Genomic DNA, 21,160 nt, shown 5'->3' on the forward strand with positions numbered 1-21,160 from the left:
GCGGGATCGATAATCAATTTCAGCTCCATAAGCTATATGATGGGTAACGCAGGCTACCCTGCCTATACGACTGCGAATGGTGGCATCACGGCGATGACCCGCAGTCTTGCGCGCGAACTGGGGCCTGACGGCATACGGGTGAACGCGCTGGCCCCGGGGTGGGTGCTGACTGAAAAACAGCTCGAAAAATGGGCAACGCCGGAGGGTCTCGCCGCACATCTCGACCGTCAGTGCCTGAAAACTCATCTGGAACCACGCGATATTGTGGATGCCGTGCTTTTCATGGCATCTGCAACCAGCCGCATGATGACCGGGCAGTGCATGGTCGTGGATGGCGGCGTCGTGACAACCGGATAGGAGAGCCATGAGCGCGTCTGTTTTACCAGACTGGATTGCCGTTGACTGGGGCACAACAAACCTGCGGGCCTTTGCCATGCAGGGGGCGACGGTCTTGGATCAGGCGCAGTCGGATCAGGGCATGGGCACGCTTACCACAGACGGATTTGAGCCGGCGCTGCGCGCCCTGATCAGCCCGTGGATTGCCGAAGGCAACCTGCCCGTGATCGCCTGTGGTATGGTCGGGTCGCGCCAGGGCTGGGTAGAGGCCGCCTATCGCGCCGTGCCCTGCTCGCCGCTTGATACGATCCTGACACGCGCCCCGGCCTCAGACGGGCTCGTGGTACATGTGGTCTCCGGGCTGTCGCAGGCCGCACCGCCGGATGTGATGCGCGGAGAAGAAACGCAGATTGCAGGTTTTCTGCAGCTCAATCCGGGCTGGGACGGCGTGATCTGCCTGCCCGGGACCCATACCAAATGGGCGCATCTGAGCGCCGGCGAAGTGGTAAGCTTTCAGACCGTGATGACCGGTGAGCTTTTCGCCCTGCTCGGGAAATCTTCGGTGCTGCGCCACTCGCTTGATCCGGACGGCTGGCACGACGGGGCCTTTGAGGAGGCGGTTGGTGACGCGATAGCGCATCCGGAGAGGCTGGCTGCACGGCTTTTTGGTCTTCGGGCGGGCCAGCTTTTGCATAGCACAGACGGTGCTGTTGCGCGCGCGCGCCTCTCAGGCCTGCTGATCGGGTGCGAACTGGCCGCTACAAAGGCATACTGGCTGGGCCAGAACCTTGCCATTCTTGGCACCGGCGCTCAGGCCCGCGCCTATCGCGATGCGCTCGCCCTGCAGGGCGCAAATGCACTTATTGCCGATACAGACCGCGCGACGCTGGCCGGGCTGACAGCAGCCCGCAGACTACTCAGAGAGGCCACATGACACTTCCCCTCATCGCCATCCTGCGCGGGATCACCCCCGCCGAAGCACCCGACATCTGCGCGGCTCTGATCGACGCCGGCATAACCACCATCGAGGTGCCGCTGAACTCGCCGGACGCGGCCCGAAGCATCGCGGCACTTGTGCGGCTTTACGGCAACCGCGCGCTGATCGGGGCCGGCACGGTGCTCAGCACCGCCGAGGTGCAGACGGTTGCCGGGTCGGGCGGCAGGCTGATCGTCTCGCCAAACTGTGACCCGGAGGTTATCGCGGCGACAAAGGCGCTTGGCATGCAGAGCTGGCCCGGTGTCTTTACCCCGACCGAAGCCTTTGCCGCGATCAGGGCCGGTGCCGACGGGCTCAAGCTCTTTCCGGGTTCCATGGCCGGTCCGTCCGGGCTGCAGGCGATGCGGGCCGTCCTGCCCCCCGGCACTAAAGTTTATGCAGTGGGTGGCGCGGGTCCGGAGAACTTCCCGGAATGGATCGCGGCAGGTGCTGATGGTTTCGGCATCGGCTCGGCCCTCTATAAACCGGGGATGTCAGCTGATGATGTGGCCGCGCGCGCCAAAAACATCGTTGCAGCCTGCACCTCCGCTCTGACATGAGCGCGGGGATGCTGTTGGTGCACGGTTCTGTTGCCGGAATCGTGTCGGGAAAAACTGACCGGACATCTCTGAAGCTACACATCAGGTGTGAGGTTTATAATACTGAATCTGATACAATTTTAATCGATCAGATCGCATGCCAGAAAAGTGTTCCGGCACCTGTGCGTGGTCCCCGCGCAGGCGTAACAACTGAAGCCCGCCCGATCCTTTCAGAACGGCGCACAGTTCCGGAGCCGACATTATGAAACAGTCTCTGGGCGTCTGTTACTACCCTGAACACTGGCCGCGCAGAATGTGGGACAGGGATGCGGCGAACATGGTTGAAGCCGGGCTTTCATGGGTCCGCATCGGCGAGTTTGCGTGGAGCCGGATTGAACCGCAGCCTGGCAGCTTTGACTTTGCCTGGCTGGATGACGCGATTGCGGTACTTTCGCACGCTGGGCTCAGGATCGTACTGGGCACGCCGACCTGTACGCCCCCCGCGTGGATGACCGATAAATTCCCCGATATGTTTGCCCATGACGCGCAGGGGCACACACGCGGTTTCGGCTCACGACGCCATTATTGTTTCAGCCATGCGGGCTACCGCGCCGAGGCCGGGCGGATCGCGGAAATTCTCGGGGACAGGTACGGGCGTGACCCGCGCATACACGCCTGGCAGATTGATAACGAATACGGCTGTCACGACACGGTTCTGTCGTGGTCACCTGCGGCGCAGGACGCTTTCCGCGAATGGCTGGCCGCGAAATACGGCGACACGGATACACTGAATACCGCATGGGGCAACGTCTTCTGGTCGATGGAGTACAGCAGCTTTGATCAGATCGGCCTGCCCAATCTGACGGTGACCCAGCCCAATCCGTCCCATGAACTGGCATTTCGCCGGTTCAGTTCTGATCAGGTCGTGCGCTGGCACGAGGTTCAGGTCGCTGCGCTGCGGGCACGTACGGATGCGCCGCTCATTCACAACTACATGGGCCGGGTGCTGGATTTCGACCATTTCGACGTGGGCCGCTCAATCGATATCGCCAGCTGGGACAGCTACCCGATCGGGTTCCTGTCGGACCGGCTCGACGCTTCGCCTGCGCGCCGCGCGCAGTATCTGCAACAGGGCGACCCGGACATGCAGGCCTTTCACCATGACCTTTATCGCGCTGTGGGACGCGACGGGCGCTGGTGGGTCATGGAGCAACAGCCCGGCCCGGTGAACTGGGCGCCTTACAATCCCGCCCCTCTGCCCGGCATGGTGCGGCTCTGGACCTGGGAGGCCCTCGCTCATGGTGCCGAAGTGGTCAGTTATTTCCGCTGGCGGCAGGCGCCTTTTGCCCAGGAGCAGATGCACGCAGGCCTGCGCCGGCCTGATGACGTACCTGCCCCGGGGCTCGCCGAAGCCGCCCGGGTAGCGGCAGAACTCAGTGAAATGCCTTCGGTTGAACAGGTTCAGGCACCGGTCGCGCTGGTCTTTGATTACCCCTCGGAATGGGCCTGGGCGACGCTGCCTCAGGGCGCTGATTTCAGTTATTTCCGGCTGGTGCTGGATTGCTACCGTGCGCTGCGGCGGTCTGGACTTTCGGTTGATATTCTGCCGTCCTCCGCGACGGATTTCGACGGCTACCAGCTCATTCTGGCGCCGGGTATCGCCTCTGTGCCGGATGCGCTTCTCCATTCTGTCGGGGACATACCTGTTATTTTCGGACCACGAACGAATACGGTGACCCCGGAACTTACGATCCCTGATCCGATGGGACCTGCCGTGCCGGGGCTTGACGTCACGGTCACGCGTGTCGAGAGCCTGCCACCCGGCACCCGGCGTGCCGTTGAAGGCGGTGGTGCTGTGCACCGATGGATGGAGGCGCTGGAAGGGTCCGCAACCTCTGTAATCAGCGATATGCGGGGAGCGCCGGTGCTGGCAGCCGACGGCACAGCCTGTTATCTCGGCGGCTGGCCGGATCCGGACCTGTGGAAGCGCATCATCGCCGCTGTCGCACCGAAGGCCGGTATTAATCTCTCAGACCTGCCTCCGGGTCTCCGGCTGAGGGACACAAAAACCTTAAGATTCGCATTCAATTACGGATCAGAAGCTATTGAATACAATGACAGAAAAATCCCGGCAGCAGGGGTCGCATGGTGGCCGCATCATACCATTGATTCTGCGTAGGCAAGACAGCCGAGCAGTGCCGCTTCATCCCGGGTTATCAGCGAAACACGCACCTGCGCCATCGTCTGTTTGACCGTCGGCTGACCGCCGAGCGCCTGGATAAATACGTCGCGTGCAGGGCTGGCCAGCAAACCGCGCGCCACCGACCCCGCGAGAAAAATCCCGCCGGTTGGCATGTAGAGAAGCCGCAGGTCCTGCACAAAAGCGCCAAGCATGCGTGCGTAGACTTCGGTAGAGGCCAGCGCATCGCTGTCCCCTTCGCCCGCCGCGGCCATGACTTCGCGGGCATCTCGCACCGGGCCGCCGGTTGCAGCGGCATGGAGTTCGGACAGCCCCGGCCCGCGCACTGCATCTTCGGCACAGCGCACCCAGGGCGCCACACCTCCGATATAGGCCTGCATGATCTCCGCCACGCGGGTCGGCAGGCTGCTCAGACCGGCCTCGGCCCTGAGGCAATAGGTCTGCCCGCCCGATTGCAGAACCGGACTTACGTTAAAACCGGTGCCTGCGCCGATGACGAGACGCTGCTCGGATGCGACCACGGGCCCGTCAAGCACCAGGCTGGTGTCGCCCTCTCCCAGCGCATCAAGAGCGTACCCCAGTGCACTGAGATCATTCAGCAAATATACAGGCTTTCCACCGTATGAGTTGCCAAGTTCCGCAGCATTGAAGCTCCAGCCGCGATTGGTCAGACGCGCTGCCCCACCGCTCACCGGGCCGGCCACAGCGACGCTCAGCCCTTCAACGCCCGTGACGCCTGCGCGTTCAAGATAACTGTGTAAAGCACTGTCAAAACTGTCGAAATCGTCATTCTGATAGCGTTTGATCCGCGCGCCATCAATCACGCCGTCCTGTGCTGCGGCAAAACGGACATTTGTACCCCCGACATCGGCCAGAATAAGTGTCATATTTCTGTGTCCTCAGACAAACCGGCTGACGTAATTTTCGAGAATTTCCTGACGGCCCGACCGCGGTTGCGGGTCGATACCGCCCTTCTCGACCTCGGCGGCAATCTCACCGAGCGTCGCGGTGGTGGCCCAGGTCTGAGCAGGCTCGGTGTCCCATCCTGCGTAGCGGTCGGCGCGGGCCGCTTCAAGCCCGCCGTCTTCCAGCATCGCAGCGGCCGCCTTAAAGCCGCGCGCACAGACATCCATCGCACCGGCGTGCGCCGCAATCAGGTCGTTGGGATCAAGGCTCTGACGGCGCAGTTTGGCGTCAAAGTTCGTGCCGCCCGTGGTGAACCCACCGGCTTTAAGCACTTCGTAATAGGCAAGTGCTACCTCCGGCACATTGTTGGGAAACTGATCGGTATCCCAGCCCGACTGGTAGTCATTGCGGTTCATATCGATAGAGCCGAAAATCCCGAGGGCGGCCGCCGTGGCCAGTTCATGCTCAAAGCTGTGGCCGGCCAGAATCGCGTGCCCCTGCTCGATATTGACCTGCACCTCGTCTTCCAGACCGAAGTCCTTGAGAAAACTGTAAACGGTGGCCACATCATAATCATACTGGTGCTTGGTCGGCTCCTGCGGTTTCGGCTCAATAAGGATGGCGCCTTTGAAACCGATGCTGTGCTTATACCCGACGACCATCTGCAGAAACCGGCCGGCCTGTGCGCGTTCGCGGGCGAGATCGGTGTTGAGCAGCGTCTCGTAGCCCTCGCGCCCCCCCCAGAGCACATAATTCTCGCCGCCCAGCTTGTGGGTCGCATCGAGGCAGTTCTTCACCGTCGCGGCGGACCAGGCAAAAACCTCCGGGTCGGGGTTCGTCGCGGCACCGGCCATAAACCGGCGATGCGAAAACAGATTGGCTGTGCCCCAGAGCAGCTTTGTGCCCTGCGCATCCATTTTTTCGCCGATATAGTCGATGATCTCTTCGAAATTTCGTTTGCTTTTCGCAAAACTGTCGCCTTCGGGGCGGATATCGGCATCATGCCAGCAGAAATAGGGCTGCCCCAGCAGCGCGAACATCTCAAAGGCCACATCAGTCTTCAGACGCGCCAGATCCATCGTGTCGCCAAACCAGGGGCGCTCAAAGGTCTGACCGCCAAAGGGGTCGCCACCGGGCCAGGCAAAGCTGTGCCACCAGGCAACCGCAAATCGCAGGTGGTCTTCCATACGCTTGCCCGAGACCACCTCGTCGGGGTCGTAATGGCGGTAGGCCAGCGTGTCGGGTCCGGCATCAGGCGCAAAACGAACGGGGTCGATGCCTTTGAAAAAGTCAGTCATAGGGCCTCCTTGAGGGCGGAACAGACGGCGCGATAACGGGCATGTGCGTCAGAAAACGCAGCCTGCAGCGACGTATCAGGATCAATCCGGCGGTCGACGGGCGGCGGTGTGGCGATCTCGGCACCGGCACCCGTGGCGGCCATCTGCCCCAGCCTTGCGGCACCGAAAGCGCCGCCGAAATCGCCCGCGGCGGGCACATCGACGGGCAGGTTCAGCACAGTGGCCAGCATCTGCAACCAGTGGTCCGACCGGCTGCCGCCGCCCACAGCCACAAGGCTGTCGATCTGCGTGCCGGTACTGCGCAACGCGGCGTAACAATCGGCCAGGGCAAAGCTGATGCCTTCCAGAACCGCGCGGGTGCCGGCGCTGCGGTCGGTGGCGTGGCCGAGGCCAGTGAATGCGCCCCGGGCAGCAGGATCATTATGCGGCGTCCGCTCGCCCCCGAGAAAGGGCAGGAAAACCGTCTCTGAGGGCGCCTGAAGGGCGCCAAGACCGGCTGTGAGGGTCTGGGCATCCGATTGCACAAGGCGTGCATACCAGTTCAGCGCATCGGTGCAGGCCAGGACCACCCCCATCTGGTGCCAGGCACCAGGCAGCGCATGGCAAAAGGTGTGCACAGCACTTGGTGCATCCGGTCGGTAGGCGTCGCTGGCAGCAAAGAGCACCCCGGAAGTGCCCAGAGACAGGAACGCCTGCCCGGGTTCCACAACACCCATGCCCACGGCTGAGGCGGCATTATCGCCTGCTCCGCCCGCAACGACAACGCCCGGGCCAAGGCCCCAGCGTTTCGCAAGCTCAGGCCGCAATTCGCCGGACACATCCGATCCTTCCACAAGACGCGGCATATGCGCCCGGCTGAGCCCGCTTTCATCCAGAAGCCGGTCCGACCAGTCGCGTGCGCCGGTATCCAGCCAGGAGGTGCCCGCAGCATCCGACATCTCCGAGACCGGCTCACCGGTCAGCCAGAAGCGCAGGTAATCCTTTGGCAGCAGAATTTTATCACAGCGCGCAAAAGTCTCAGGCTCACGGGCGCGGACCCAGGCAACCTTCGGCGCGGTGAAGCCCGCAAAGACGATATTGCCGGAAATCTCACGCCAGACCGGGTTCGCATCCATCTGTGCGGCTTCAGCATACGCACGCGTATCGTTCCAGAGCATACAGGGACGCAGCACATCGCCCGCTTTGTCGATCAGCGTCGCGCCATGCATCTGACCGCTGAGCCCGATGCCGCGCACGGCTCCAAGATCCTGCGCGGCCCCCAGTTCAGCCATCACCGCTTCGGCGGCCTGCAGCCAGTCTGAAGGGTTCTGTTCCGACCAGCCGGAGGCCGGACGCTGCACCGACAGAGGCGCCGTCGCCTCAGCCAGAATGGCCTGACTGTCGTCTGTCAGGACGGCTTTCAGCCCTGAGGTGCCGAGATCAAGACCAATATACATGCGCTCAGGCGGCCTTCTCCGGTTTCTTGCCCATGATGATCATCGACAGGATGTCGTCTTCTGTGACATCGCCCACGCGTTCCGTGCCGACCAACTGGCCGTTTTTCATTACCGAAACCCGGTCACAGAGTTCCAGCATTTCGCGGGTGTCGTGGCTGATCAGGAAGATGCCAAGGCCCTGCTTTTTCAGCTCGTGTATCAGTTCGGCCACCATCTGGGTTTCATGCACCCCGAGTGCGGCAGTGGGCTCGTCCATGATCAGGATTTTCGCGTTGAAATAGACCGCGCGGGCAATCGCCACGGACTGCCGCTGCCCCCCCGAGAGTGCAGAGACCGGCTCTTTGAGCTTGCGGAAATTGGGGTTGAGCCGCGCCATGATCCGCGCGGTCTCACTCTCCATTTTGACGTCATCGACAAAGCCCGCCGCCGAGACCAGTTCACGTCCGAGAAAGAGGTTGGACGCCGCATCCAGGTTATCGGCCAGCGCCAGCGTCTGATAGATCGTCTCGATGTTATAGTCGCGCGCATCCCGCGGGCTCTGAATGTCGGCCTTTTCTCCGTTGATCCAGATCTCTCCGCTGTCTTTCTGATAGGCGCCCGAGAGGATCTTGATCAGCGTTGATTTACCGGCACCGTTATGTCCCAGCAGCCCGACGACCTCGCCGGGATAGAGATCGAGGCTGACATGATCAACAGCGCGGATCCCCCCGAAAGATATCGAGATGTCTTTGAGCTGCACCAGCGGGGTCTGAGTTTGGTCTGTCATTGTCTGTCCCCTTACTTGGAATTGCGGCGGTAAAGAATGTCGAGATACACGGCCAGCACAAGGACCGAGCCCACGACAACCTGCTGAATGGCTGCATCAAAGCCGATGAGCACCATGCCGGTCTGCAGCGATTGCATGACCAGTGCGCCGAGGACCGCACCATAGATGGTGCCGACACCGCCCGCCAGAGAGGTGCCGCCGATCACCGCAGCCGCGATCACATAGAGCTCATCCAGTGTGCCGAGCGCGTTGGTCGCGGAGCCGAGACGCGCGGAGGCGACCACGGCCGACAGGCCGGTCAGTGCACCCATCAGGGCGAAAATCTTGACAGTCATGAAGCGTGTGTTGATACCGGCGAGTTCCGCCGCTTCAGGGTTGCCGCCGATGGCATAGACATAGCGGCCAAAGCGGGTGCGTGACATCAGGATGGTCATAAAGATCGCCACCGCCATGAGGATGAGTACCGGAATGGCGAAGCCGTGGCTGATGAAGAGCCCGCCTTCGGGGACAGTGATGCCTTCGGATTCGGCATAGCGGCGCACGATGCCACGCGGCCAGGGATAGGCGTTGACCAGAAGCACAGCCCCGATCACAGCACCACAGCCGACCAGCGCGAGGAATCCCTCGGCCCAGACCGGACGCTGGCGTATGTCGTGCACGCTGCGTTTGCGCCGGCCCATGATGAGCAGGCCGAGAACCGCAGCGCACCCAAGGATACCAATGATCCAGCTGCCGGTTGATCCGATTGCGCCGTAGGGACCACCTCCCAGCAGGGAGAATGTCTCATCCACCGGCGAGATCGTTTCCCCACGTGCCACGAGAAAGGCAGCACCGCGCCAGACAAGCAGGCCGCCAAGGGTGACGATGAACGCAGGGATCTTGCCATATGCAATGAGGGCGCCGTGAAAAGCACCGATAAAGCCGCCGCAAAGCACACCGATGATGATTGCGATAATCCAGATCAGCGGATGCCCGAGGCCCAGGAACTGCGGCAGGATGTTGACCTGCATCACGCCCATGATGATCGCGCAAAAGCCCAGAACCGAGCCCACGGAGAGGTCAATATGGCGCGTGATAATCACCAGGACCATGCCCGTCGCCATAATCCCGATGGAGGCCGTCTGCACCGAGAGGTTCCAAAGGTTGCGCGGCGTCAGAAAGGCGCCAAAGCCGTTAACAAGCTGGCCGTAGACGTGAAACCCGACCCAGATCAGCGCCAGAGCGCCAAGCATACCCAGCAGCCGGGTGTCGATTTCGGTTTCGCGGATGAAGCGGGCGAAGAAACCTTCGTTACTGGTACCGGGGGCGGATTTCTGTGAGGTCTGGTCGCTCATGGCTGGCTCCGGACAGGGTGTGCAGTATGTGCCGCGCAATGGCGCGGGGGGCTGCAGACCGAAAAAATGAGAGTTTGGAGAACCGGGCGCGATCAGTTGCGCGCCCGGTTCCGCAGATCAGCGATCAGCAGCCGGCGACGCCAGCCATCGCACCTTCGCAGACTTTGCTCTGCTCGATGTGGCCGGCATCAATTGCCTTGCTGATGTTGTCTTTTGTGATCGGCGTGGGATCGAGGAAGATTGCGTTCATCTCGACGCCGTTCTCACCACCGGACCATTTCACCGCACCATCGATGTCTTCCATCGCGGTACCGCTTGCGAGCGCCACGGCGATTTTGGCCGCTGCCGCACCGAGATCGCGGGAGTTCTTCCAGACGGACACAGTCTGGGTGCCTCGGGCGACACGGTTCAGAGCCGCGTGATCGCCGTCCTGGCCACCGACCGGAACATCAAGACCCTGCGCGGAGAGGGCCGCAATCGCACCGCCGGCCATGCCGTCGTTCTGCGCCAGAACTGCATCGACCTGGTTATTGTTGGCCGTCAGGATCTGTTCCATGTTCTTTTGTGCGTTGTCAGGCTTCCAGCCATCGGAGAAGGCTTCGCCGACGATGTTGATTTTTCCTGCGGCGACGTCGTCACCGATGACTTCCATCATGCCTTCCAGCAGGAAGCCCGCGTTGGGGTCACCCTTGTCGCCTTTGATGATCGCAAAGTTGCCTTCGGGCTGCGCCTGGGTCACGGCTTCGGCGATGATGCGGCCCACGCCCTTGTTGTCAAAGGTCAGATAGAAGGCGCGCGGGTCTTCGATCAGACGGTCATAGCCCACAACCGGAATGCCTTCGGCATCAGCTTTATCAACCGCGGGGCCGATGGCGTCTTTGTCCATGGCAAGGATGATCAGGGCATCTGCGCCCTGCGCGATCAGCGCTTCGACATCCGACAGCTGTTTTGCGGCAGAGGCCTGCGCGTCGGCGGACATATAGGTCGCACCGGCCGTGGCCAGGGCCGCTTTGATCGCCGCTTCGTCTGTTTTCCAGCGTTCTTCCTGGAAGTTGGACCAGCTGACGCCGACCTTCAGGTCCTGTGCGAGTGCAACTGATGTGAAGGCCGTCGACAGCGCGGCAGCCAGAATAAGGGTCTTTTTCATTGTATCCTCCCGATGGGACAGCTCTTGTGACTGTTCATGCCGAGTCAGATGAACGGCATAAAAGGAAGGATCACGCGTTTTAATTTAGTTGTCAAAATAAAAATGTGCTTGAAATGCGAAAAAATTCGGCAAATCATGGTTTGTGGATGTAAATACCGGGTTTGGCACCTCTGAATCAGGTCTTTATTTTAAGAGGCTGAATAAATGAATGTGGAGATAACGCCCGGAGGTACGGACAGTCCCCCGACCGGCTGCGGTCCGATCCGCCCCGAATCAGAGGGGCCCGGTACAACCCTGCGCCACCGTGTATTCGAGTGTGTGCGTTCTGCCGGTTCGGTTTCAAGGATTGATGTTGCAAAACAACTCGGCGTGAGCCCCGCCTCGATCACTGCCCTTGTGGGGGAACTTCTCGACCTTGGGCTGTTGCAGGAACGCGCGGATGCGTCGCGCACCACGACGCGTGGCCGCCCGCCGGTGGCACTCTCCGTGCAGCCGGATGCAGGCTATGTGGTCGGTATCAAGCTGTCACGGATGCGGCACACGGCGCTGCTTGTGGATGCCGCAGGGCAGCCTCTGGCCGAAGCAAGCCTTGCCTGCAGCGACCGCAGGCGCAGCCTTGATCAGATACTGTCTGAGACCGAAAAAGTGCTCGATACACTGCTCGGGCGTGCCGGGTTGCAGCGTGGTGATATCGCCTGCATCGGGCTGGGCATGCCGGGCATGATCGATCACGCCGCCGGGCGGCTCGTCTGGTCCCCGCTTCTGACAGAGCGCGACCGCCCGTTACGCAGCCTCGCCGAGGATCTTTTCGGCGTCCCGGTCGCGGTGGACAATGACGCCAACCTGGTGACGCTTGCAGAGCTCTGGTTCGGCAAGGGCCGTGCGATGGCGGATTTTGCGGTCGTGACCATAGAACAGGGCGTTGGCATGGGGCTTGTTCTGAACCACCGGCTTTACCGCGGCGCGGGCTCGCTTGGCATGGAGCTGGGCCACACCAAGGTGCAGCTGGACGGGGCGCTGTGCAAATGCGGGCAGCGTGGCTGTCTGGAGGCTTATATCGCCGATTATGCGCTGGTGCGCGAAGCCTCTACTGCGCTGGATGCCTCCGGCAGCGGCAGTACCGCAGATGAAGCGATGCTGGAGCAGCTCTTTGAACAGGCCAAGGCCGGCAATGACGCAGCGAGGGTAATATTCCGGCGCGCGGGGCGGTTTCTGGCACTCGGTCTCGCCAATGTCGTGAACCTGTTCGATCCGTCGCTGATCATCATCGCGGGCGAGCGGATGCAGTACGATTACCTTTATGAAGATGACGTGATCGGTGAGATGCACCGGTTGTCGCTCAACCGCACCGGTCGCGCACCGCAGCAGATCGAGACCCACGCCTGGGGCGATCTGATGTGGGCAAGGGGTGCGGCGGCACTCGCCCTGTCGGAGATTGCCGATGCGATGGCCGAAGGTCGCACATGAAACCGGTCTGCCTTGTCACCGCCCTGCTGATGGCGCAACCGCTTGGCGCGGATGTGCTTTTTGAGGATATCTCCGATAATCTGCCCACCCACACTTATGCCGGAGGCTGGGAGCATTTCGTTGGTGGTGGCGTTGCGGTTTTCGATTGCAACGGCGACGACCTGCCGGATCTGCTTGCCGCTGGTGGAGAGAACCCGGCGCAGCTGATGATCAACGAGGGCAACATGCGGTTTACCGTCGCCCCCCTGCCCGCGCTGACCGCAACCACCGGGGTCTGGCCGCTGGATGCGGATGGTGACGGGCATCTCGATGTGATGGTTCTGCGGCTGGGGGAAAACCAGCTGTTGCGTGGCGACGGGGCCTGCGGGTTCACCCCGGCCAATGCCAGACTTGGTTTTGATGGAGGTGATGCCTGGTCCACCGCTTTCAGCGCGGCCTGGATCGGCGGCACTCTGGTCATGGCGGTGGGCAATTACGTAGACCTTGACGATCCTGCCGGACCCTTTGAGGCCTGCGACAGCAACCAGCTGCACCGCCGGACTGGCGACGGGTTCAGCGCAGAGGTTCTGGCACCGGGACACTGCGCGCTGTCGATGCTGTTTGCGCGGGATGCGACAGGCACCCGGCGTCTGCGCATCTCCAATGACCGGCATTACTATGTGCGCGACGGCTCAGAGCAGATGTATGACCCGGTCGCAGGCAGGTTTCTGGGTCCTGAGGATGGCTGGGAAACGGTGCGTCTCTGGGGCATGGGGATCGCCAGCCGCGATATCACCGGTGACGGACGTGCGGAAGTGATGCTGACCTCAATGGGGGATCAGCTCCTTCAGATCGCAGGGGCCGACGGGCGGTACAACCCCGCACCCTTTTCGCTCGGCACCTATGCGCAGCGGCCGCATCTGGGCGATGACGGGCGGCCCTCGACCGGCTGGCACGCAGAATTTTCCGATGTAAATAACGACGGGCGCAGCGATCTTTTTATCGCCAAGGGCAATGTCGATCAGATGCCCGGCCTTGCAATGGAAGACCCTAACTCGCTGCTCGTCCAGGGGGAGAGCGGCATCTTTTCAGAGGCCTCTGTGGGCGCCGGCGTCGCCAGCATGGCGCGGTCTCGGGGCGCCGCGCTCGCGGATCTTGATCTTGACGGCCTGCCCGACCTGGTGGTCGTGAACCGCCGCGCCCCGATGGAACTTTACCGCAATGTGACACCGGATGCGGGTCATCGGATAGCGGTCAGCCTCAGGGCCCCTGCTCCCAACACCCGGGCCGTTGGCGCGGTGGTGACAGTGACAACCCGGTACGGTGCGCAGGTTCAGGAGGTCACAACAGGCGGCGGCCATGGCGGCGGACAGTCCGGGCCGCTGCATTTCGGAATAGGATCGGCAGAGACAGCAGACGTGACAGTGGAATGGCCCGATGGCAGCGTGACGGGACCCTTGCCCGCAACTGCCGGCACCCGGATAGCGCTCTCGCCCTGACGCTCAGCGGTCGATGGGCAGCCCGCTGGGCACGGCCTCAGGTATGCCAAGCCGGCCCGTAAGCGCCACCGGGTCTGTCAGCGCTTCCAGAAAAGCCACAAGACCGGCCACATCGTCTGCGGTCAGGGTCACGGCTGGCATCGCAATTGCCGCGCGCAAAGCGTCCCGTTCAGCAGCGCTTTCCACATGTTGCCAGTCCTTTGCGCCCGGCAGGTCTGGCAGAGCGACAGACGCGGGGTCAAAGCGCTCAAGACCCGCGACAGGGTCGGCGTGATCAGCAATGAAAGCTGCAAGCTGAGCATGGCTGCCGGTGTGCCCGTAGGGCGCGGTTGCAGTGACATTGCGCAGTGATGGCGTGCGGAACGCATAGGCATCCTCCGCCCGGCCGGTTACCCGCATCCGCCCGGTATCGCGCACGTGGTTTTCGAACCGCGCCGCCTTGCCCGGGCCGAACTGCGGCACGCCGGCTGCATGAAAGCTGTGGTCGGTCTGAAACGGCCCGCTGTGACAATCGCCACATCCGGCGGGGCCGTAAAAGAGATCCATTCCACGAACGGCTTCTGCTTGCAGGGCTGCCTCGCCGCGCAGATGAGCATCAAAGGGGCTGGTGTCTGAGCGCCATTCAAAGGCGATGAAGGCGGCAATCGCATCGGAGATATCGGTAAAGTCAATTCCCTCCTGTCCAGGGAATGCCGCCCGTATCAGCGGCTGATACCCCGGTGTCCCGGCCACCCGTGCGCTCAGCAGTGACCAGGCACCGCCGTCGCCGGTAATCCGGCCCTGCCGGACGGCCGCGGAGACATCGTTTTCGCTGTAGTGGCCGGCCATCTCATCGGCACTCAGCACCGGAAACATCGTCTGCGCGGACAGCAGACTGGCAAAACCGGCGCTCATCTCCGCACCCATGGGTGTGCGCAGCCCGCCCGGTTTATCAGGATCGACCTCGATGCGGCCGTCATGAAAGAGAACTGTAAATTCCCGCGCACCGAGATTGAAAAGCGCCGGCGCATTGCGCGGAATACGCTGTTCAGGCATGTTTTCGGGGTCTGCGCGCCGCTCAGGTCCCAGCCCGGTGCCGCCCTCGCCGATCGACAGAGACACCCCATCCGCCGTGCCGAGCGTCGGATGGTGGCAGGTGGCACAGGAAATATTGCGGTTGCCCGACAGGATCGGGTCGTAAAACAGCATCTGCCCCAGTCGCACCTGCGCCATATCGGTGGCTACATAATCCGCATCGCGCACCGGCTCAGGGGGCGACGCCATGACAACACCGGCGAGGACGAGCATGGCGAGGACAGCAGGCGCGCGCAGCCGGCGACAACTCTCCCTCAACTGAGCGGTGCACCTGATCCCGGACGACCGCGTCACCTTTCAGGTCCGCACATCAGGCCCGGTGCGGCCTGTCAGCGCTTCCATGTCTGTGATCTCAAGCATGGCAGCACGCACATCCGCCAGCGCCGTTTCGGCATCCAGCGAATGATCTCCCTCAGGTCCGGTATATTGTTCAAGATAGGCCCGGATCGTGGCCCCGTCGGTCCCGGTGCCCGACAGGCGCAGAACCGCCCGGCCGCCGCCCTCAAACCCGATGCGCAGACCCTGATTGTGGCTGACCGACCCATCGACCGGATCGTGATAGGAAAAGCTGTCAGCCGAGGTTACTTTCAGGCCTGCGAAAGACTGACCGGTAAGATCAGAGAGCCGGTCTTCGACCCGCGCCATTACCGCGTTCGCAGCCTCTGTGGGCACGGCCTCATAATCGTGGCGCGAATAGTAGTTGCGCCCGAAGGTAGCCCAGTGATCGTTGAGCATGGCCATCACCGGCTTGCCGGTCTCAGCGAGGATATTGAGCCAGAGCAGCACCGCCCAGAGACCATCTTTTTCGCGCACGTGATCAGAGCCGGTTCCGGCACTTTCCTCACCACAGAGCGTGACTTTGCCCGCGTCCAGCAGATTGCCGAAAAACTTCCATCCGGTGGGGGTTTCATAACATGCGATACCCAGCTTTTCCGCGACTTTGTCGCTGGCCGCACTGGTGGGCATGGACCGCGCCACACCAGCCAGTCCGTCTTTATAGCCCGGGGCAAGTGTCGCGTTTGCGGCCAGCACCGCAAGGCTGTCGGAGGGAGTGACATAGATCCCGCGCCCGACGATCATGTTGCGGTCGCCGTCGCCGTCGGAGGCGGCGCCGAAATCGGGGGCTGTGTCCGACATCATCTCGTCCATCAGTGTTTTTGCCCAGACCGGGTTGGGGTCGGGGTGGCCTTTGCCGAAATCCTCCGAGGGCACAGCGTTGATCACGGTACCGCCAGGCGCACCGAGGCTGTCTTCAAGGATTGCAGTGGCATAGGGGCCTGTGACAGCGTGCATGGCGTCAAAGCGCATGGTGAAGCCGGAGGCAAAAAGGGCGCGGATTTTGTCGAAATCAAAAAGCGTATGCATCAGCGCTTCGTAATCCGTGACAGGGTCCACGACCTCGACCGTCATATTGCCCTGTGATGTCGTTCCGACCGCTGCCAGATTCACATCTTCTGCGTCAAGCGTGCGGTATTCCGTGATGCTCTGCGTCTGGTCAAAAATGCCGGCGGTGATGTTTTCCGGCGCCGGTCCACCATTGGCGATATTGTATTTGATGCCGAAATCCGCATCGATCCCGCCGGGGTTGTGGCTGGCCGAAAGCACAAGACCGCCGTCTGTACCGCGCTGGCGGATAAGGTTCGATACGGCCGGCGTTGAGAGCAGACCGCCCTGCCCCACGATGACCTTTGCCGCACCATTGGCAGCGGCCATTTTCAGGATCGTCTGAATGGCCTCGCGGTTGAAAAAGCGCCCGTCGCCGCCGACCACAAAGCTCTTGCCTTCTGCCCCGCCGATCGCATTGAACACTGACTGCACGAAGCATTCCAGATAGCCGGCCTCCATGAATACCCGCGTCTTTTTGCGCAAGCCCGATGTGCCGGGTTTCTGCCCCTCAAAGGGGCCTTTGGAAACGGTAACGACGGTCATCGGTTCTCCTCTCTCTCAGTGTCCTTGTGCGCAGCGGACCGCCCGGCCCGCGCCATGATCGCGGCGGTGCCGGCGAGCCGTGCATCGGCTGCGATTTCTTCGACCGGCAGCGGATAGCGCCGCTGCCAGTTGGGGTGCTCGTGCGTGGTACCCGGCAGGTTCTGAGCCTCGCGCACATCGAGTACATCATCAAGCTGTACCGCAACCATCGCCGTGGCCCCTTCTGCAAGGGCACTATGGACCGCATCACGGCGCGATGCGTCCCCCTCTCCCGGCAGAGCGGCATTCTCAAGTTCGCGGTCGGCACGGGCGCCGGCGACATTCTCCGGCCCGATCCATCCCAGTTTCTCCCACCAGTCGATGTCGTGCCCGCTGCAGTATCCCTGCAGCGTCGGCGTGTCATGTGTGCCGAAACAGGCCAGCGATTGCGGGCGCAGATCCGCAGGATCACGAAAGCAGTGCCGGTCAGTCTTTTCATATTGCAGCACAGTATAGCCATATAATCCGCGACCGGCCATTTCCTCGCGGAAACCGGGCGGCACGAGCCCGAGATCCTCGCCCACCACGGCAGTACCTGCGCGCTGTGCCTCGATCGCGACGATGGCAAGCAGCGGGGCGAAAGGCTGGCGGATGTACCCACCCGGGCTGCCATCATCAGGAATCCAGAAACTTCGGTTCATGCCGAGCACATGATCGATGCGCAAAAGGCCCGCGTGGCGCATGGATTGCGCCAGCACCTGACGCAGCGGTGCGTAGCGGGCAGCGCGCAGCTTACGGGGGGCAAAGCCTGCAAGCTGCCAGTTCTGTCCCGCCGGGCTGAGCTGATCGGGGGGTGCGCCGACTGAGACACCGGCGGCCACGGCATCCTGTCCTGACCAGGCCTCGGCACCGCCACGCCGCGACCCCACGGCGAGGTCGAGATAAAGCCCCAGCGCCATACCCGACGCGCGGGCGTCTGACTGTGCCGCACCAAGCTGCGCATCAGCGATCCACTGCAGCCAGAGGTGAAACCAGGTATCAGGCGCGCCGCCCCGGTCTTCTGCCCCGGCAGAAGTCTGCAGGTCTGCGGGCCAGTGCCGCCAGTCGGCGCCGTGCGTCTCGCTCAGCGTCTCAAAGAGCGCGAAATCCTGCAAGGCCTTGCCGCCTTCCCTACAGAAGGCCGCGAATGCGCGGCGCTGGTCATCGGTCGCGTGATCGCAGAAATGCTGCCAGGCGCTGCGCAAAGCAGTCCGTTGCCAGACCCGGTGCCCCGGATAATCAATCAGGTCGCCCGGCGCGCCGTCATGCGGGCGGAGGGCGGCCCCCGCAAGGTCCTGCGCTGCGATATGCGTCGTGTTCAGAAAGCCACGGTGGGTCGGGGAATAGGGGCTGATCGTGCCTTCATCCGCCCAGCCCAGGGCATGAACAGGGTTGATGCCGAGGAAATGCGCGCCCCGTGCGCCCAGTCCCCGGGCAAGACCCGCAAGATCTGCAAAATCCCCCGGCCCGGAGTTGCGCTCAGAGTGCAGACCGTAAAGTGCCGCCACAACGCCCCAGGTTTTTTCACCTGCGCCCATTTCCATGAGGCCCGGCGTGGCGCAAGGTGCGCTGATAAGGCATATCCGCTGCGTCTGCCCGCCCTGCGAAAGGCGCAGCAGGTGAACGCCTGAGGGCAGCGGCGGCAGAGTAATAAGCCCGCCCTGTGCATGGCCTTCGGCCAGCACCGCACCACCGTCTTCGGCCAGAACATGCCAGTCCGGTGCGCCGGCCGGGCGCAACTCGGTCGGCTGGTCGCATGTGACGACAATATCCTGTGGCAACCAGGCGGCCCCGGCTTCGGCGCGCAGCCCGGCCAGTGTTTCAGCGACCTCGCGGTCCGTGTCCACCTGAAGGCCGTCCGCGCGCAGCAGAGCGCGCTGTGTTTCCGGCAGGATCGGCCGTGTCACACCGTCCAGATCGACAAACTCCGGAAAGACGCCGACCAGATCGCAGAGCGCGCTGAGGGTCTCGTCTGCTGTCATGCCGGACCGGCACCTGCTTCACGCAGTGCCAGCGCCACAACCGCCGGGCCGTCGACGGTCATCTCAGGGTCGCTGAAAGCATCGGTGGCCGGTGCTTCGCGGCTGGTATCCACCGCAATATACCACTCAAAGCCTGCCGGCGCTGCGGGGATGCTGACCTCTGCAGGCCCCTCTTCGCGGTTGAAAACGGCAAAGACTGTGTCATCAGTGACTGCGTGCTCCGGCGCCTCGCCCGATCCGCGATAGGTCACACAAAGACACGACAGCCCCGGGTCCCGCCAGTTCAGCGTTCCGCCGTCGAACCCGCGCCATTCCACATCCGCAAGGCCGTCACCGGGCCGTGTCGCAGCATGCAGAAAACGCGGCTGGCGCACGGCGGGATGCGCCCGCCGGAACGCGGCGAGCTCTGCAAAAAATGTTGTCATCGCATCATCCGCCGCCGGCCAGTCAATCCACGAGATCGCGTTGTCCTGGCAATAGGCGTTATTGTTGCCGCCCTGTGAATTACCGGTCTCGTCACCCGCCAGGATCATCGGCGTTCCCTGCGATAGAAACAGCGTCGCAATCATGTTGCGCTGGCGTCGCCTGCGCCTTTCCAGAATCTGCTCGTCGGCCGTGCCGCCCTCGACGCCGCAGTTGTCGGAATGATTTGCGTTATGGCCGTCCTGGTTTTTCTCTTTGTTCGCCTCGTTATGGCGGCGGTTGTAGGCGGTAATATCCGCAAGCGTGAACCCGTCGTGTGCTGCCAGAAAATTAACCGAAGACCAGGATCGCCGCCCGTCGCGGTCGAACTCGCCCGCCGATCCGGTCAGCCGCGCACCCAGTTCCTGCGCGCTGTGCGCCTCGCCCTTCCAGAAACGTCTGACCGTGTCGCGATAGGCATCATTCCATTCGGCAAAGGGCGGCGGATACTCTCCCAGACGATACCCGCCGGGGCCGATATCCCAGGGCTCGGCAATCAGTTTGACGCCGGCAAGCACCGGATCCTGCCGGATCGCATCAAAGAAACCGCCGCGCGGATCAAAGCCGTGACTTTCGCGTCCCAGCGTCGTGGCCAGATCAAACCGGAAACCGTCAACGCCCATGCTCTGCACCCAGAACCGCAGGCTGTCGAGCACCATGCGCAGCACGTAAGGGTTTGACACATCAACGGTATTACCGGTGCCGGTGTCGTTCACATAATAGCGTGGCTGCCCCTTGATGAGGCGGTAATAAGACGCGTTGTCCAGCCCGCGGTAACAGATCGTCGGGCCACGGTGATCGCCCTCGGCGGTGTGGTTATACACCACGTCGAGAATGACCTCGATGCCGGCGGCATGAAACCGCGCCACCATATCGCGGAAACCGGCGATGCCGGCCGGCCCGAAATAGCGCGGCTCGGGGGCAAAAAAGCCGATCGTGTTGTAACCCCAGTAGTTGCTGAGACCGCGATCGATCAGAAACCCGTCATTGAGAAAGGAATGCACGGGCAAAAGCTCGATTGCGGTCACACCGATCCGGTGCAGATGGTCGATGATGGCCTCCGAGGCGAGCCCTTCATATGTGCCCTGCACATGCTCTGCCACATCCGGGTGCAGGCGTGTGAGCCCTTTCGCGTGGGCTTCATAGATCAGAGTTTCCTCCCAGGGGGTGTCGGGATGATCGCGGATAATGTCAAAGAGCGCCGGATCCGAGATCACGGAGCGCGGCACGAAGGGCGCGGAATCGACCGCAGAAAACGACAGATCACCCGCCCCGGAAGACTTGTCATAGCCCAGAATGCCCGGATTATGAGCCCAGGTTCCATGTATTTCCCGGGTATAGGGATCAAGCAGCAGTTTGTTGGGGTTGAACCGGTGTCCCCGTTCCGGGGCGTAGGCCCCATAGGCGCGGTAACCGTAAAGTGCACCGGGCGACAACCCGGCCACATGCCCGTGCCAGATGTCGCCGGTCCGCTCCGGCAGTGTCAGCCTTGCGGTTTCGCGACTGCCATCCTCAGAGAAGAGGCACAGCTCTATGCTGTCGGCATTGGCAGAAAAGACGGCAAAATTGACCCCGTCGCCAACCGGGTGCGCCCCGGGCCGGTGCGGTGAGCCGCCTGTTATCTGAGTGTTCACTGGCACCTGCCTCGATTGTTACCCGCGCTGACACAGCGCTTTGTATAAGTTCATATAGGCCGCCGCGGACGTATCCCAGCCCACCGGATGCCGCATGGCGCGGCGCATCATGCCCGTCCAGACGCGCGGTTGTGCAAAAAGATCGCAGGTGCGGGTAATCGCATGGACCAGCGCCTGC

At 62.4% G+C, this 21,160-nt stretch carries 16 protein-coding genes; 6 read left to right on the plus strand and 10 right to left on the minus strand.

Features of this window, described 5'->3' with window-relative positions:
* The 4 genes from Q0M35_RS02145 to Q0M35_RS02160 all read left to right on the plus strand — a co-directional run.
* Window positions 1-357, plus strand: a 357-nt coding sequence (locus tag Q0M35_RS02145) for an SDR family oxidoreductase (RefSeq protein ID WP_295311732.1), incomplete at its 5' end; no start/stop codon positions are given.
* Window positions 358-364: 7 nt separating this feature from the next.
* Window positions 365-1,270 (plus strand): 2-dehydro-3-deoxygalactonokinase, encoded by a 906-nt coding sequence (locus Q0M35_RS02150; RefSeq protein WP_295311734.1) that lies wholly within the window; start codon window positions 365-367, stop codon window positions 1,268-1,270.
* The gene (locus tag Q0M35_RS02155; RefSeq protein WP_295311736.1) at window positions 1,267-1,872 is read left to right on the plus strand and encodes a 2-dehydro-3-deoxy-6-phosphogalactonate aldolase; all 606 of its coding nucleotides are present in this window, start codon (window positions 1,267-1,269) and stop codon (window positions 1,870-1,872) included. The genes Q0M35_RS02150 and Q0M35_RS02155 overlap by 4 nt, the downstream gene beginning before the upstream one ends.
* Window positions 1,873-2,113: 241 nt before the next feature.
* Window positions 2,114-4,030, plus strand: a complete 1,917-nt coding sequence (locus Q0M35_RS02160) for a beta-galactosidase (RefSeq protein WP_295311738.1) — start codon at window positions 2,114-2,116, stop codon at window positions 4,028-4,030.
* Here Q0M35_RS02160 and Q0M35_RS02165 read toward each other — a convergent pair.
* The 6 genes from Q0M35_RS02165 to Q0M35_RS02190 form a co-directional block, all read right to left on the minus strand.
* Window positions 4,009-4,938: a glucokinase gene (locus Q0M35_RS02165; protein WP_295311740.1), complete on the minus strand. Its 930-nt coding sequence runs from the start codon at window positions 4,936-4,938 to the stop codon at window positions 4,009-4,011. The genes Q0M35_RS02160 and Q0M35_RS02165 overlap by 22 nt on opposite strands.
* A 12-nt stretch (window positions 4,939-4,950) precedes the next feature.
* On the minus strand, window positions 4,951-6,255 hold the full coding sequence (gene xylA, locus Q0M35_RS02170; RefSeq protein ID WP_295311742.1) for a xylose isomerase: 1,305 nt from the start codon (window positions 6,253-6,255) through the stop codon (window positions 4,951-4,953).
* A complete protein-coding gene (gene xylB / locus Q0M35_RS02175) occupies window positions 6,252-7,691 on the minus strand; it encodes a xylulokinase (protein ID WP_295311743.1) in 1,440 nt (479 codons plus the stop codon). The genes xylA and xylB overlap by 4 nt, the downstream gene beginning before the upstream one ends.
* A gap of 4 nt (window positions 7,692-7,695) precedes the next feature.
* The gene (locus Q0M35_RS02180) at window positions 7,696-8,457 is read right to left on the minus strand and encodes an ATP-binding cassette domain-containing protein (RefSeq protein ID WP_295311744.1); all 762 of its coding nucleotides are present in this window, start codon (window positions 8,455-8,457) and stop codon (window positions 7,696-7,698) included.
* Window positions 8,458-8,468: 11 nt separating this feature from the next.
* Window positions 8,469-9,791: a sugar ABC transporter permease gene (locus Q0M35_RS02185; RefSeq protein WP_295311746.1), complete on the minus strand. Its 1,323-nt coding sequence runs from the start codon at window positions 9,789-9,791 to the stop codon at window positions 8,469-8,471.
* 124 nt (window positions 9,792-9,915) lie between these two features.
* A complete protein-coding gene (locus tag Q0M35_RS02190; protein WP_295311748.1) occupies window positions 9,916-10,938 on the minus strand; it encodes a substrate-binding domain-containing protein in 1,023 nt (340 codons plus the stop codon).
* A 369-nt stretch (window positions 10,939-11,307) separates the two neighbouring features.
* On the opposite strand from Q0M35_RS02190, the gene Q0M35_RS02195 reads away from it, so the two are divergent.
* Both Q0M35_RS02195 and Q0M35_RS02200 read left to right on the plus strand, forming a co-directional pair.
* On the plus strand, window positions 11,308-12,405 hold the full coding sequence (locus Q0M35_RS02195; RefSeq protein ID WP_295311750.1) for an ROK family protein: 1,098 nt from the start codon (window positions 11,308-11,310) through the stop codon (window positions 12,403-12,405).
* The gene (locus Q0M35_RS02200) at window positions 12,402-13,883 is read left to right on the plus strand and encodes a CRTAC1 family protein (RefSeq protein ID WP_295311752.1); all 1,482 of its coding nucleotides are present in this window, start codon (window positions 12,402-12,404) and stop codon (window positions 13,881-13,883) included. Before Q0M35_RS02195 ends, Q0M35_RS02200 begins: the two co-directional genes overlap by 4 nt.
* A 3-nt stretch (window positions 13,884-13,886) precedes the next feature.
* Here the strand turns inward: Q0M35_RS02200 and Q0M35_RS02205 are convergent, their stop codons facing one another.
* The 4 genes from Q0M35_RS02205 to glgX form a co-directional block, all read right to left on the minus strand.
* The gene (locus Q0M35_RS02205) at window positions 13,887-15,146 is read right to left on the minus strand and encodes a cytochrome c peroxidase (RefSeq protein WP_295311753.1); all 1,260 of its coding nucleotides are present in this window, start codon (window positions 15,144-15,146) and stop codon (window positions 13,887-13,889) included.
* A gap of 108 nt (window positions 15,147-15,254) precedes the next feature.
* Window positions 15,255-16,886 carry an alpha-D-glucose phosphate-specific phosphoglucomutase gene (locus Q0M35_RS02210; RefSeq protein WP_295311755.1) on the minus strand — a complete coding sequence of 544 codons (1,632 nt, stop codon included), beginning with the start codon at window positions 16,884-16,886 and terminating at the stop codon, window positions 15,255-15,257.
* Window positions 16,883-18,886, minus strand: coding sequence for a 4-alpha-glucanotransferase (malQ, locus tag Q0M35_RS02215; RefSeq protein WP_295311756.1), 2,004 nt, complete (start codon window positions 18,884-18,886; stop codon window positions 16,883-16,885). The genes Q0M35_RS02210 and malQ overlap by 4 nt, the downstream gene beginning before the upstream one ends.
* On the minus strand, window positions 18,883-20,982 hold the full coding sequence (glgX, locus tag Q0M35_RS02220) for a glycogen debranching protein GlgX (RefSeq protein ID WP_295311758.1): 2,100 nt from the start codon (window positions 20,980-20,982) through the stop codon (window positions 18,883-18,885). Before glgX ends, malQ begins: the two co-directional genes overlap by 4 nt.
* Window positions 20,983-21,160: the final 178 nt, after the last annotated feature.

The organism is Roseobacter sp. (assembly GCF_024639605.1).
Taxonomy (GTDB): domain Bacteria; phylum Pseudomonadota; class Alphaproteobacteria; order Rhodobacterales; family Rhodobacteraceae; genus Roseobacter.

Excerpts from the sequence above, each read along its gene's own strand:
- Q0M35_RS02150 (WP_295311734.1), top strand. The coding sequence starts at position 365 with ATGAGCGCGTCTGTTTTACCAGACTGGATTGCCGTTGACTGGGGCACA.
- Q0M35_RS02155 (WP_295311736.1), top strand. The coding sequence starts at position 1,267 with ATGACACTTCCCCTCATCGCCATCCTGCGCGGGATCACCCCCGCCGAA.
- Q0M35_RS02160 (WP_295311738.1), top strand. The coding sequence starts at position 2,114 with ATGAAACAGTCTCTGGGCGTCTGTTACTACCCTGAACACTGGCCGCGC.
- Q0M35_RS02165 (WP_295311740.1), bottom strand. The coding sequence starts at position 4,938 with ATGACACTTATTCTGGCCGATGTCGGGGGTACAAATGTCCGTTTTGCC.
- xylA (WP_295311742.1), bottom strand. The coding sequence starts at position 6,255 with ATGACTGACTTTTTCAAAGGCATCGACCCCGTTCGTTTTGCGCCTGAT.
- xylB (WP_295311743.1), bottom strand. The coding sequence starts at position 7,691 with ATGTATATTGGTCTTGATCTCGGCACCTCAGGGCTGAAAGCCGTCCTG.
- Q0M35_RS02180 (WP_295311744.1), bottom strand. The coding sequence starts at position 8,457 with ATGACAGACCAAACTCAGACCCCGCTGGTGCAGCTCAAAGACATCTCG.
- Q0M35_RS02185 (WP_295311746.1), bottom strand. The coding sequence starts at position 9,791 with ATGAGCGACCAGACCTCACAGAAATCCGCCCCCGGTACCAGTAACGAA.
- Q0M35_RS02190 (WP_295311748.1), bottom strand. The coding sequence starts at position 10,938 with ATGAAAAAGACCCTTATTCTGGCTGCCGCGCTGTCGACGGCCTTCACA.
- Q0M35_RS02200 (WP_295311752.1), top strand. The coding sequence starts at position 12,402 with ATGAAACCGGTCTGCCTTGTCACCGCCCTGCTGATGGCGCAACCGCTT.
- Q0M35_RS02205 (WP_295311753.1), bottom strand. The coding sequence starts at position 15,146 with ATGGCGTCGCCCCCTGAGCCGGTGCGCGATGCGGATTATGTAGCCACC.
- Q0M35_RS02210 (WP_295311755.1), bottom strand. The coding sequence starts at position 16,886 with ATGACCGTCGTTACCGTTTCCAAAGGCCCCTTTGAGGGGCAGAAACCC.
- malQ (WP_295311756.1), bottom strand. The coding sequence starts at position 18,886 with ATGACAGCAGACGAGACCCTCAGCGCGCTCTGCGATCTGGTCGGCGTC.